10 protein-coding genes are annotated in these 13,073 nt (G+C 45.0%); 4 read left to right on the forward strand and 6 right to left on the reverse strand.

Annotated features, from left to right (window positions below; translation table 11 throughout):
- Positions 1-19: 19 nt before the first annotated feature.
- Both aguA and OW495_RS05125 read right to left on the reverse strand, forming a co-directional pair.
- Positions 20-1,111, reverse strand: a complete 1,092-nt coding sequence (gene aguA / locus OW495_RS05120; protein ID WP_017092723.1) for an agmatine deiminase — start codon at positions 1,109-1,111, stop codon at positions 20-22.
- Positions 1,112-1,127: 16 nt separating this feature from the next.
- Entirely contained in the window at positions 1,128-2,564 is a 1,437-nt protein-coding gene (locus OW495_RS05125; RefSeq protein WP_289885372.1) for an APC family permease, read from the reverse strand.
- Positions 2,565-2,960: 396 nt separating this feature from the next.
- Between OW495_RS05125 and arcC the strand changes: the two genes are divergently transcribed.
- Together arcC and OW495_RS05135 are read left to right on the forward strand one after the other, a co-directional pair.
- The gene (gene arcC, locus OW495_RS05130) at positions 2,961-3,869 is read left to right on the forward strand and encodes a carbamate kinase (RefSeq protein ID WP_102279922.1); all 909 of its coding nucleotides are present in this window, start codon (positions 2,961-2,963) and stop codon (positions 3,867-3,869) included.
- A gap of 125 nt (positions 3,870-3,994) precedes the next feature.
- The gene (locus tag OW495_RS05135) at positions 3,995-4,621 is read left to right on the forward strand and encodes a TetR/AcrR family transcriptional regulator (protein ID WP_289885375.1); all 627 of its coding nucleotides are present in this window, start codon (positions 3,995-3,997) and stop codon (positions 4,619-4,621) included.
- 76 nt (positions 4,622-4,697) lie between these two features.
- Here OW495_RS05135 and OW495_RS05140 read toward each other — a convergent pair whose 3' ends face one another.
- The 4 genes from OW495_RS05140 to OW495_RS05155 form a co-directional block, all read right to left on the reverse strand.
- Positions 4,698-6,128, reverse strand: a complete 1,431-nt coding sequence (locus OW495_RS05140; protein WP_289885377.1) for a DUF1254 domain-containing protein — start codon at positions 6,126-6,128, stop codon at positions 4,698-4,700.
- 72 nt (positions 6,129-6,200) lie between these two features.
- Positions 6,201-7,739, reverse strand: coding sequence for a sulfatase-like hydrolase/transferase (locus OW495_RS05145; RefSeq protein ID WP_289885378.1), 1,539 nt, complete (start codon positions 7,737-7,739; stop codon positions 6,201-6,203).
- 185 nt (positions 7,740-7,924) lie between these two features.
- Entirely contained in the window at positions 7,925-8,821 is an 897-nt protein-coding gene (locus OW495_RS05150; RefSeq protein ID WP_076668502.1) for a LysR family transcriptional regulator, read from the reverse strand.
- Between the two features lie 17 nt (positions 8,822-8,838).
- A complete protein-coding gene (locus tag OW495_RS05155) occupies positions 8,839-9,990 on the reverse strand; it encodes an anaerobic sulfatase maturase (RefSeq protein ID WP_102361973.1) in 1,152 nt (383 codons plus the stop codon).
- A gap of 242 nt (positions 9,991-10,232) precedes the next feature.
- Between OW495_RS05155 and OW495_RS05160 the strand changes: the two genes are divergently transcribed.
- Both OW495_RS05160 and OW495_RS05165 read left to right on the forward strand, forming a co-directional pair.
- Positions 10,233-11,633 (forward strand): DUF1214 domain-containing protein, encoded by a 1,401-nt coding sequence (locus OW495_RS05160; RefSeq protein ID WP_289885383.1) that lies wholly within the window; start codon positions 10,233-10,235, stop codon positions 11,631-11,633.
- Between the two features lie 131 nt (positions 11,634-11,764).
- Complete coding sequence (locus tag OW495_RS05165) at positions 11,765-12,877, forward strand: outer membrane protein transport protein (protein WP_102512956.1); 1,113 nt, start codon at positions 11,765-11,767, stop codon at positions 12,875-12,877.
- Positions 12,878-13,073: the final 196 nt, after the last annotated feature.

Consider the following 13,073-nt stretch of genomic DNA (forward strand, 5'->3'; position numbering starts at 1 on the left):
ATTAGGTTTATCGTTGTAACTAAACTCTTGGCACTTGTTGGGTGATGCAGTGGATATTGCCGCCACCTAACAAAATCTCTCGAGCCGGAACGCCATTCACTTCGTAGCCCGGATAGATGCCTTCTAGGATCCCGATAACATCGTTGTCGTAGCGTTTATCCAACAAAGGCAACACGATTTGGTTATTGGTAATCAGGTAATTGGCATACGACGCCGCTAAACGCTCACCCGCTTCTCGCTCCATTCCGTCTGCGATATCGATACCTGCCGCTTCTTCCTCGGTCATGAAAAGAGGGCCTGGCATCGGCAGCTTGTGTACCTTGATTTGACGGCCTTTGGCATCGGTCTGGCTGGTGATGTAGTCATAGGCTTCTTTGCTGATCTCATATTGAGGATCATTCTCGTCATCGCACCACGTCAGAACGACTTCACCCGGCTTCACGACGTGAAGGATATTGTCGACGTGACCATTGGTTTCATCGTTGTATAAACCACGAGGTAGCCAAATTACCTTCTCAACATTGAGGTGTTCGCACAGCACTTCTGTCAGCTCTTCTTTGCTCATATCTGGGTTTCGGCTTTCGTGTAATAAGCACTCTTCTGTTGTGTAGAGCGTGCCTTCGCCATCAACGTGAATTGAACCGCCTTCTAGTACTATTGGAGCGCGGTATCGAGAGTCACGAATGGTTTCACACATCTTTTGGGCAACTTGGTTGTCGCGGTTCCATGGTGAATACAAACCATCCACAAACCCGCCCCATGCATTAAATTCCCAATCCACACCTCGACGTTCACCGCTATCATCGACCACATAAGTCGCACCGATGTCGCGCATCCAAGAGTCATCCGTCGAGATTTCCAATACTCGAATATCCTCTGGTAAACGAGATACTGCGTTATCGTATTGGTCTGAACTCGCTAGCATGGTGACTGGCGTCGTATGGCTGATCTTGGTAGCAACGTCTGCAAATACCGCTTGTGCTGGTTTCGCTCCATTGCGCCAGTTGTCGGTACGCTCTGGCCAAGCCATCCAAATTTCGCTGTGTGGCTCGTGTTCCCCTGGCATTCTGAAGCCATCATGTTTTGGAGTAGTCTCAATCAGTTTTTTCATCGTTATGTCCCCTAAATTATGCTTGAGCTTCTTTTTTATCTTGCGTATCGGCTGTGTCGTTATCGTCCGAGCCTTGCTGTTTCTTACGCTTTAGAGCGCCTAGTAGTATCCACTCACCAGCGAGGATGGTGGCAATCACGCCAATCAAAACAGGTCCTGTGTATCCCCAATCTGCAACGGTTAAATCAAGAGCCTCAGGGAAAATAAACAAGATCACGGCTTGAAGGACGACCAAGAAACAAACAATCGACATCACCCATTGAGCCGCCATACCACCCGGAACTTTGAATGGGCGTTCGCGTTTACCATCAACCACTCGAAGCTTTAGGTATGCCGGGAACATGAACAGGTAAGGAAGTAAGAAAATGCAGCTGGAGAAGGCAAATATCGACCAGAACAGATCATCATTGCCCTGAGCAAACAGCGCGTAAGACAGAATGACGACCGTTGATACCGTACCAGTAATATTGTTTGCACCAACCGGGGAACCTTTCTCTGACACTTTCGCGACAGGGGCTGGAAGTTCACCTTCTTGAGCGGCTTCAGCAGCAGCTCGGCTGGCACCCATTGTCCAACTCACCATGTTGCCGATAAGCGTTAACAAAGCGAAAGTACCGAAGATGTACACCATCGCTGTACCAACCACACCAGTGCCGAAAAGTGTTCTAAACGTATCGATAAGGCCAGACACCAAACCAATGCTTTCGACAGGTAGCGCCATCAAAATGCCTACCGTACCGAAGATGTATAAGAAAGCGGTGATACCGATAGAGAGGAAGACGGCCTTAGGCATATCACGAACGTCTTTCATTTCTTTAGTCATGGTCGCAACCAGTTCAAAACCCATTAGGTTGAACACAATCGCGGGTAAGAAAGAGACCGCAGAATCCAATGAAGGCATCATTGCGGGCAACGTAAACTCGTTGGCAACGCCGTTTTTCATTGCATAGATAAAGCCGCCCACACCCAATGTACTGATCACAACAATTTTTAATATTGCGCCAATATTGGTGACCCACACGCCGATGTCGGCAGACACATTACAAATCAAAACCGTTAGCCACGTCAGTAATATACAAATGGCGATTTGTCCCCATAAAGACAGATCTGGCATGAAGAGCTCAGCAAACATCCCTGCAAACATGATGTATACCGCTGGCATCCATAAACCAACGTTAATCCAGTAAAACCACGTTGTTCTGACTGCCCATTTAAAATTGAAGGCTTGTTTTACCCAATCGTATATCCCACCTTCACCTGGGTAAGTGGTACTCAGTTCGGAAGTAATTAAGCCATATGGAATGACAAAGAAGACCAGCATTAACACCCACCAACCAATGGCACTGACACCAATACTGGCTGACGCGGTTAATGTGTCGACGACCAAAACTGCACACAGTGTAAAGAGTGCAATTCCCGTAACCCCCATTTTTCCTTGCGTTTCGTTACTCATCTCTTAGCTCCTTAATCTCTAATTCGGGATTAATTAAACGGCAAAGCGATGAAGTGAACTGGGATGAAAATTGAATATCGGTTTTACATAAAAGAGTTCAGGGCAAAAACAAAATAAACCCAACAAATATTAGATTTATAATGCTAAAAGTCGGAATACTTGATTTTGGTCAATAACTATTCGATTAATAAATACATTTTCTAATTCAAAACCAAGATCACATATCTAGTTAATCTAGCGATAATTAAGGCTTTCTGTGACATATAGGCGACTAAAAACATCAAATATTGAACACAAATCGAATTGTGATTTTTATCCCCACGACACCGACAATATTTAAATACAATTCAAACTAACTTATTTGCACTGAGCAAAATATTATTTGGAGAGTTAAACATGTCGAAGCCTATTATTGTTGTTGCTGTCGGTGGGAATGCTTTACTACAACGTGGTGAGGTAATGAGTTGCGAAAACCAAAAAAAGAGCATCGCGCAAACCGCAGGCTCTTTAGCTGAGCTAAGCAAAGACTACCGTTTGGTGGTGGTGCACGGAAATGGCCCTCAAGTCGGCCTACTCTCATTGCAGAACAATGCTTATAAAGATTGCCCCCCTTATCCGTTTGATGTACTTGGCGCTGAGACTCAAGGAATGATTGGTTACCTTATCCAACAGGGGCTAAATGCTGCAATTAAAGACCGCTTTACAACCACGATTCTGACTCGAATTGTTATTGACGAGAACGATCCTGCGATTGCCGACCCAGCCAAATTTATTGGCCCTATCTATACCGAGGAACAAGCTAAACAACTCGCAGAAGCCAACCAATGGGTTGTGAAGCCTGACGGCACACACTGGCGTCGCGTGGTGCCATCACCTTCGCCAAAAGAAGTGCTAGAAATAAAAGCTATCAAAGACTTGCTAGAGAAAGAACACCTAATTATTTGTGGCGGTGGCGGTGGCGCTCCAGTCGTAGAAAAAGATGGTGCTTATGTGGGTTTTGAAGCAGTAATCGACAAAGACATGACAGCGGCACTCATTGCAGAAGAAATCGGCGCAGAACATTTACTGATCCTCACCGACGGTTCTCATGTTTGTTTAGATTGGGGAACACCAAAAGAAGAGAAACTTGAAAACGTGTCAGTTGAACAAATGAAGAAATACACGTTCCCAGCCGGTTCGATGGGGCCAAAGGTCGATGCATGCTGTCTTTTTGTTGAAAAGACAAAGCAACACGGACACATTGGTGATCTATCGAGCGCACTAGAGATCATTGAAGGGAAAACGGGGACACATATTAACGCCTAACATCGGCTTATCATGGTTTATATAAATAAAGGGTCACAAAGTCTAAGTTTTGATATTCCAATTGGAACTTTTCTTGAAAACCCTTTATGTTTTTTGTGTTCCACAATAAAGGTGAGGATCATTAGATGCGCAAAGTAACAACCGAAGAAAAATTAATTCGAATTCATGATGCTGTTGTGCAACTAATGGAACGCCGTGAAGCAACGGATATTTCAATGTACGATGTTGCTAAAGAGTGTGGAATGGCAACATCCACGGTTTATCATCACTATCCAAATATAGAGAACTTATTCCATAACCTGTTAGATGACGTATTTATTGATTTCGAATCTCTACTCAGTAAATGTATAGATGCCAAGCATGTTAGTCATTGGACTGATATCAATCGTATGATTGAAACAGCCTATGTGAATTATTATAACAATAACCCGATTGCTAAAAAGCTTATTTTGGGTCGTCATACATTCACCGAATTAGGCCATGCGGACACTGAAAATGACTTAATTCTTGGTAAGGAAGTAGAAACGATTTATCGACAGTTCTTTGATGTTCCTCAATTGCCACAATCCATTAATGTCTTCGCTATCTCACTGCAAGTCGCTGATAAAATATACTCGTTATCTTATCGCCAACATGGCTGTATCACACCAGAACTTGCCAACGAAGCAATCCGTTTAACCGAGTCTTACCTTCAGCTGTACATACCTCCTATCTGTCAAAAATCCGTTCCAATTACAGAACTTACACATTGAGTATGCAAAATGCCAGCTACATAACAGCTGGCATTAATCGATTATAAACAAAACCTTAAACAGGCGATTTAAGTCATCACTTTATCGTGGGCTTTTTGACCTTAGTAAATGGTGTCGATTTCCATTTATCTGTTCTTACCTCTTCACCGGGCGTGTACATGCGTAACACTGAATACCATTGGTGATCGGGGATAGGTAAGAAGTTAGGATCATCTTCATGCCCTTTTACATCGCTACTCATGTAAATGGTGTAACTGCCATCAGCATTAGGCGTTAACGTTCTGTCTCCACGGGAGTGACGGTTTAACTCGTTTTTCTCCATCAATCGGGTTTCGCCACTGTAAGCCGTGTATGACCAAAAACCACCCTCTTCTAGCGGTGGCGCATCGAAGCTCACCGTGTAATCGTATTTTCCGCCATCGAGCACAGCACCTTCATTATCAACGAAATCACCGCTATACATAGTGTGCTTTGCAGGTAGCCCCCACTGGCCCATTAACGTGCCGTAGGCGTGTTGAAAGCTCGGAACCTTGGTCATTTCATCGCGTGTGCCTAATACGTCACGTGAATCATCAAAGCCCGCATTAATGATTCGTTCCAGTCCGTCTTTTTGACCAGACTCGATCATACGAAGCTGCTCTGTCGTAAATGGATGATTGGATTTGCCTAATTCAACATCTCCCAAGCCAATGTGCTCGAACAGTTCAAGCAACTTTTGGTCATGCGCCTTCATTGTTCCTTCAGACAAAATGAAGTTGGTTCGCTCGACCCAATTAGAGTCTTCAGGATCTGGATACACGCGCTCAACAGGAGCGGGCCCTTTTTGACCTAAGTATTCCGACAACGTCCTAATATTCCATTGATCCATTAACTTTTGAGCAGTTGCAGAATCGTCGCCGCCAAGGTCCATGATTCGACCCATCATTTTGACCAGCGGGTGCTCTACATAGATGACTTGATCGACACTCGCAGGCACTTCACCTTTCCACCCTTCAACTGCATACATGAAACTGCCGCCTTTTGTGCCTCGCTGTGGAGAGCCAAAAGCCGAGTCAGTAAAGTGCTGCATATTCATGGTATGGAACAACCAGTATCGATTGTCATCATGATCTGGAATCGTAATGATGACCGGCTCTACCGCTAGGTCCATCCAACCCATCAAGTGTAATGTGTCATTGTTAATCGTAGGATGTGCAGTGTAAGTGTCGTCAGCAAGTATTCGAATATTTTGGAATCGATTCAGAGGGTAATCTTGCTCAACGACGGTTTTGTAAAAGTATTTGTAGGCTTCATCTATCGAGTACGCGTACTCGTAGGTAAGTTGTGCCAATAACTGATTATCCTTTTTGAGCGACGCTAAGCTCGCCATCTCAACGGGGAGAGTTTCCGTCTTGATCCCAATAACTGCGCTCGTCGCGTCCACGGATTGGCTCGCAAGTACCGGAGACGGAAGTGCAACTATGCAAGCACAAGCCAGTGCTGCCGCAAGTATGTTTTTTTTCATCATTGGATATCCCAACTAAAAGGAGTGCAAAAGGTGCGCTTGTTACAGCACACCTTGCATTAGTCGTATTTGGCGTTAGTCAGCAATCACTGATTTGTCTGCCATACCAATACCACCAGCTTTCTGTCTTGGTGGGAACGCTTCAAGAGACTTTTGATATTTCGCGGCTGCTTTGTGCAATTTTGGTAATACCCAAGACTTCTCTTTCATCCATAAGAACCAACCGCGAGTATCAGGGCTACGCTCGTAAGGATCAGCCTTGATGTTGATGAGCATCCCTAGTGGCCACTCTTCAGGAGGCGCAATCCATTCCGTTTTGGTTTTTAGGTGCACTTTCCAACCATCAACTCGGAACGCATTCAAATCTTGTTCGTTGTAGAAGAAGAACTCATGACGTTGACTCGGCTCACCTTTGATCAACATGTCCAGCTGGTTATAACCATCCAAGTGAACTTGATAACGCTCGCCGTTTAACTCTTTTCCATCAAGCAGTTGTTGCTTAATGTCGCCTTCACCCACTGCAGCCATAATGGTTGGCACCCAGTCTTCAGAAGTCATGAAGCCATCGGTGTATTCACCTTGAGGAATTTTATCTGGCCAACTCACCAACATAGGTACACGGAAACCACCATCCCATGTTGTGCCTTTTTGTCCTCTGAATGAGGCAGAGCCAGAATCAGGCCAGTGATCTAGGTTTACGCCATTGTCAGATGTAAAGAGAATAATGGTGTTGTCGATTTCGCCCAAGTCTTCAAGCTTATCGAGCAGCACACCAATCTGCTCATCCAGTTCGATCAAGCCATCGTAGTAGGTGTTGATTTGACTCGCGCCTTGATATTCCGGACGCACGTGCGTTTTTTGGTGCATACGAGTCGGGTTGTACCACATGAAGTAAGGTTGTTCGTCTTTCTCCGCTTCATGTCTATCAAGCCAATTCGTAGCAAACTCCAAAAATTCGCCATCAACGGTTTGCATGCGTTTAGCGCCTAAAGGGCCTTTATCTTCAATCGTTTGCTTTCCAACCACACCAAACCTTGGGTCTTCTTGCATATCCACACTCTCGGTAGCGAAGGTGTGAAGAACATTACGAGGGCGTCCTCTGAAGTTAGGGTCTGTCGGGAATTCCGGCTGTTCAGGCATCTCCATAACATTGAGGTGGTAAAGGAAACCGAAGAATTCATCAAAGCCGTGTACCGTTGGGAGGTGACTGTTGTTATCGCCTAAGTGACTTTTACCGACATGCACGGTCGCATAGCCTTTGTCTTTCAGCATTTCGGCTAGGGTTGGATCTTCTTTTTGAAGGCCAAGTGAAGAGCCCGGCTGACCGACAGACGTTAAGCCTGTTCGGAAAGGATATTGACCTGTGATAAAGGCAGAGCGCCCCGCGGTAGAGCTGCCTTGTGCGTAGTAATCGCTGACCATCATGCCGCGTTCGGCAATTCGATCTATGTTCGGCGTATCCACCGCGCCTAAACCACGGTGGTATGCAGACAAATCCGTTGGGCTCACATCATCAAGCATGATAGCAACCACATTGGGTTGGCTCGCTGCATGTACGTTGACGCTCGCCAATACCGAGAGCGCCAGAGCGGATTTAACAAAAGACTTATACATTTATAACCCTCATTCACTATGAGTAAATCGCTGAAGTCAAAACGAAAATTGTGCATGTCTCAGCGAACCATTGTTGAGGCAAATGGTATAAGAAAGAGGTCCAAAATGGCTTGATAGCCACTATTACGATTCTTAATAGTGGTAGTGATAAAGGGGCGTTATTTAGAAAGAATAGTAGCGTGACACTAGGATTGAATAATCGACGTAATTTCTTTTTGAAGCCAATCAGTGAACGGGTTATTACGGTTTGCTTGATGAGTAAACAGTGCCAATTCTCGGCGATAGGTGTCTTTCAACAGTTCTGGCGGTAAATCGATACAACGATAAGAGTGATCAAGCAAATAACGGCATTTCGACGATGTCACATAGATGAAGTCACTGTCCTTAACGACTTCTAGCATCAAATTCATATTGTTGCTTCTGAGCCCAATGTGTTTATCTAAGTCATATTTTTTGATCAACATTTCCGTCTTGGACGGCTGAATGTAACCAGGGATCATATTGATACAGAGTGGGTATTTCAGGATTTCCTCAAGGGAATTGCCTTGAATTGGGTGGTCAGCTCTTAGCACCAACATGAACTTATCAAAGCCAACTGGGCGCTCAGTCAGGGTTTTATTGACGTCCATAGGAAGATAGCTCACTCCCCAACACATTCGGTTGGTCTCTAGGGACTGGACGCCATTATCTAACCAAGGCGAGCATTGGAAGGTCACTTGCGGTGCTTCTTTGGTCAGCTTTTTGATTAGTGGCACACCTACTGGGATCAACAGCGGGGAAGGCAACATGATTTGAACCTCCCCTTTTAAATCTTCCAAGCCCCACTCATCATTGGGTATGTAAAGGTTATCTAGCTGTTCTAATAGCAGAGGTAACGATTCGATAAGCTTCAAGCATTTAGGGGTAGGTTCAAGCCTAGCTTTATCTCTAACAAACAACTCATCATCAAATTGTTCTCTGAGCTTACGAAGCATGACACTGATCGTCGGCTGACTTACGTTCAAGGCTTTGGCTGCACTCACCGTTTGACGAGTTTCGTTAAGCACCAAAATGAGCCGCAGTAAGTTTAAGTCTTTGGTCATGCCCTACTCCAAGTGATTTAGAAAAGTGGAAAGTACGCTGGCGAATACCCTTTTTTCATCGCTTCTACCATAGGCAATAATTTGGGTAATGCGTGACGAAAAAACATCTCATACCCTTGGCATAAATGATTCATCGCACTGCCATCTTCGGTTGTTGCTATTCTGTTTTTAGGACAACCACCTTGGCAAAGTTCAACAAAATCACAACGTCGACAAGCGCTGTTTAACTCATCATATTTGTTGGTGCCAAACGCTACTTGTTCTGGTGAGCTCGCCATGGTTGCAAGCTTATCACTGTTCATAGTGCCCAATTGATGATCTTGATACCCATAATGGTCACAACTGTAAACATTGCCGTCATGCTCAACCATTAATTGCTGCCCACAAGTCGCGCTGTGATGGCACATTTGGCTTTGGTAGCCCATCAACACCATTAAACAGTTTTCAAAAAACTGGATATACACTTTACCGACATCCTTGGCGCTCCATGCATCAAACAAATCACAAAGAAATTGCCCCCATTGCTCCCCAGTTAACGACCAATCATGCCCTGTTCGCCTGTCCAACTCATGATCGATACAAGGCTGAAACTGCATATAACCACTGCCATTTTCAACCAAAAACTGATAGATCGTTTTACCGTTTTTGTAGGTTTTATTGTTCACGACCGTTAACGTATTAAAATCAACATTGTGCTTCTTTAGATAAGACATCCCACGCATTGTGCGTTCAAAAGACGACTCGCCATTTTTGTCGATCCGAGCGATGTCATTCAGAATATTGGGCCCATCGATACTGATGCCCATCATAAAATTGTGTTTAGCAAAGAAGCTCGCCCAGCGATCGTTAATCATGGTTCCGTTGGTCTGCATCGTATTCACGACGCACTTTTTCGTTGCTTTGTTTGCCTGTGCTTTCATCGCCGTTTCATAGAAATCGAGCCCTCTTAACATAGGCTCGCCACCATGCCAGATAAAGTCCACTTGCTGATCTTTCATTGGCTGCGCGTCGATATGAGCACCGACAATTTGCTCCATCATGTCCAGAGACATTGAAGATCTTTTATCGACATCTTGTCTATTGAGATAATAGCAGTAGCTACAATCCAGATTGCACTGAGCCCCTTCTGCTTTAATGAATAAGCTAAAAGGATAAGTGGATGTGTTCATATCGATTCCCGTACTTTTTTGCCAACATATCAACCGAAAATCAATCAAACAATAGCGTCTCAGGCCCCCTACCTGCACACGTCGTCGAGTCGCTTCACCACTCCAAATCAATGTTAATTAAAACAAACACTTGAAGGGTAAAAAGAGACTATTAACATCCTTAATATCGGCTATTACACTCCTTAATCTCACTTGCTCATATGATAAATGCCTAATCCTGTTCCTACGATCTAAGGTGTTCCATGAGAAAGCTCCTCTATAAGAGAAGTGTACTGACCAGTTTAGTGTGTTCTTTATCCAGTATTATCGCGATGCCATCCCTTGCCCAACAATCTATTAATCCTGAAGAAGAGCTCGCTTACAACCTAGGTGTTCAAGCATTTATCTATGGTACAGGCCCATTAACCGTGGCAGCGGTTAGGCAAACGACCACATCTGTTGATGCGCCAATGGACAACGCCATGGCACCATTGAATGAGATGGGTAAAACGCGCGTTCTATCCGGACCTCAGGATAGAATTGTACCTACCGTCAACAACGATACGCTCTACTCACAAACTCACTACGATCTGGATTTATCGGGCCCAATGGTGATTGATATTCCTCGCACCGATAACCGTTACTACATTGTTCAGTTATTGGATGCTTACTCAGATTCGATTGAAGATCTGCACGTGAAGAATGTCGGCGACCAAGGTTCAAAAGTGCTTTTGGTCAACAAAGGATGGGCTGGCGAAGTGCCAGAGGGGATTGATCGTGTCGTAGAGTCTCGCACTCCTATGGTTTGGTTGATTCAACGAACGGGCGTGTTTGGCGAGCAAGAGCTCGCTGATGCACTGGTTACTCACGATAAATTCCTCAGCTACCCACTAGATCAACTCGGCGCAGCGCATGACATCGTAGAACTCAAAGCTTCGACAGGTCGCATCCCACCCATGGCGAGGCCTGAAGGGTTAGAGTGGTATTCATTGATTGACCGCGAGCTACGTAAAAATCCAATTCCAGAAGATGCCGCCATCGTTGATCAATTCCAACAAATTGGTATTGGAGGATCGACCCCCTTTAACCCTGAAGCGCTAACTTCAGCACAGAAAAAAGGGCTAATGCGCGCGATTGAGTCTTCACAACAGATCATTCAATACGCTGGTCGAAGCATCGGCGATGTCAATAACGGCTGGTCGATGATGTACGAGGGAGGCCGTTACGGAAATGATTATCTAAGCCGAGCAAGCATCAATATGCGTGCGGCTGGTTTGAATGTACCAGAGCGAGCACTCTACCCAAATCGATACACGGACTCGAATGGCGAACAGCTATCGGGATCCAATCAATATCGAATGACCATGCCAGCTGATGCACCCGCTGACGCCTTTTGGTCTTTGACCATGTACGACGCTAAAAACCTGTTCATGGTTGAGAACTTCATTCAACGCTACTCCATCTCAACCAACCGTAAAGATGAACTGAAATACGCAGAAGACGGCACATTGCCAATATGCATTCAATACGCAAAACCAACCGATCCTACGTGTAACTGGCTGCCTGCACCTCAAGATGACTTCTATCTTCACATGCGTCTGTATGAGCCGACTCAAGCCGTTCTAGACAATGAATATCCACTGCCACAAGTTGAAAAACTCTAGCCCCAATTAAGTCGATCAAGTCAATTGCCACGGCGTTATTAGTGTTCGCTCGTGGTAATTCGTTCTATCCCTAAACACATGACTCAAACTGCTAGAAACATGACTCATACACTGAAAATAAGGTTCTATTCTTGAAAACACCTTTCATCACACTATCTCTGTTAGTAACAGGGATAGTCAGCTCTCTCGCGAACGCGGGAGGATTAAACCTATCTCAGATTGCGACTACCAAAAGCGTTGGCACAGCTGGCGTAGGAAACGTAACCGCGAACGATGCATCCGCAGTGATCAACAATGCTGCGGGGTTATCGGCTATTGAAGAAAGCGCTTGGATTCTCGGCGTTCAATACCTCGATGTTGAAGCCACTTTTGTCCGTGACGATAACTCGGCTTCAACCACAGGAAGCAGCGCGGATGTTCTCCCTCACTTGTCTTACGCATCAAGGTTAAATGACCAATGGGTCGTCGGCGCAGCATTGCACGCAGCTGGCGGCACTGGCGTTGAATACTCTCACGGCGTTGGCGCGCACCCTGCTTTGTTGATCAAAGAAAATAGCATTTCGGCACTCAACTTAACGTCGTCATTGTCATATCAGGTCAATAAACAACTGTCTCTTGGTGGTTCTTTGATATTGCAGCACACAGCGCTTGAAACTCAAGCTTTGAATGGTCAAGAACTCCAAGGAGATAGCCTCGACCTAGGGTTCGGCCTGAGTCTCAATCACCACATCAGTGACAACACACAATTGGGTGTCAGTTATCAGGGCCAATTTGATCACGACCTTTCCCTTGATAACGTCAACGCTTTTGGAATTAGCTCTGAACTGACGTGGGTTCGAAGCTTAAATTTAGGGTTGAAGCATTCATTAAATGAAGATTTGAACCTTCTACTCAGTTCCAACATGGAGACATGGCAAGATTATGATGACAAATACTCAACCACCTATTCTCTTGGGGTTGGTGTGGAATACGCTTATGAGGATTGGTTGCTGTACAGCGGACTGAGCGGTGACACTAGCCCTTTAAGCAGTCAAAACCGAGATGTGTTACTCCCACTCGATAAACAGTGGCGTATCGGATTTGGCGCTGAGAAGAAGATATCCAATGACTTACATCTAGGATTGAGCTACCAATACCAAGATCTAGGCCATGGTGAAATTAATGCTGACTCAGGACTATTTCAGCCTTCTGGCAGCTATTCGACCAACAGAGTTCACTTCATCACTTTGTCTCTTCGCCATTAAAGCGAACTCTTGAGCGTTCCATTCTAACTTCTAGCTTCTAGCTTCTAGCTTCTAGCTTCTAGCAGGAAACGGTATAAAAAAGGATTGGCTGTGAGAGCAATCCTTTGAATTCATGAATATCATTCCGCCAACCAGAAGACTCAAACACCCTTTACGCTCATGGTAATTGTCGTTATTGTGAATCTCTACGTCATCA

It is taken from the genome of Vibrio sp. 14N.309.X.WAT.E.F5 (assembly GCF_030397615.1).
Classification (GTDB): Bacteria; Pseudomonadota; Gammaproteobacteria; order Enterobacterales; family Vibrionaceae; genus Vibrio; species Vibrio lentus.

What these genes read in the sequence shown, in the direction of transcription:
- aguA (WP_017092723.1), bottom strand. Translation starts at nt 1,111, where the DNA reads ATGAAAAAACTGATTGAGACTACTCCAAAACATGATGGCTTCAGAATG.
- OW495_RS05125 (WP_289885372.1), bottom strand. Translation starts at nt 2,564, where the DNA reads ATGAGTAACGAAACGCAAGGAAAAATGGGGGTTACGGGAATTGCACTC.
- arcC (WP_102279922.1), top strand. Translation starts at nt 2,961, where the DNA reads ATGTCGAAGCCTATTATTGTTGTTGCTGTCGGTGGGAATGCTTTACTA.
- OW495_RS05135 (WP_289885375.1), top strand. Translation starts at nt 3,995, where the DNA reads ATGCGCAAAGTAACAACCGAAGAAAAATTAATTCGAATTCATGATGCT.
- OW495_RS05140 (WP_289885377.1), bottom strand. Translation starts at nt 6,128, where the DNA reads ATGATGAAAAAAAACATACTTGCGGCAGCACTGGCTTGTGCTTGCATA.
- OW495_RS05145 (WP_289885378.1), bottom strand. Translation starts at nt 7,739, where the DNA reads ATGTATAAGTCTTTTGTTAAATCCGCTCTGGCGCTCTCGGTATTGGCG.
- OW495_RS05150 (WP_076668502.1), bottom strand. Translation starts at nt 8,821, where the DNA reads ATGACCAAAGACTTAAACTTACTGCGGCTCATTTTGGTGCTTAACGAA.
- OW495_RS05155 (WP_102361973.1), bottom strand. Translation starts at nt 9,990, where the DNA reads ATGAACACATCCACTTATCCTTTTAGCTTATTCATTAAAGCAGAAGGG.
- OW495_RS05160 (WP_289885383.1), top strand. Translation starts at nt 10,233, where the DNA reads ATGAGAAAGCTCCTCTATAAGAGAAGTGTACTGACCAGTTTAGTGTGT.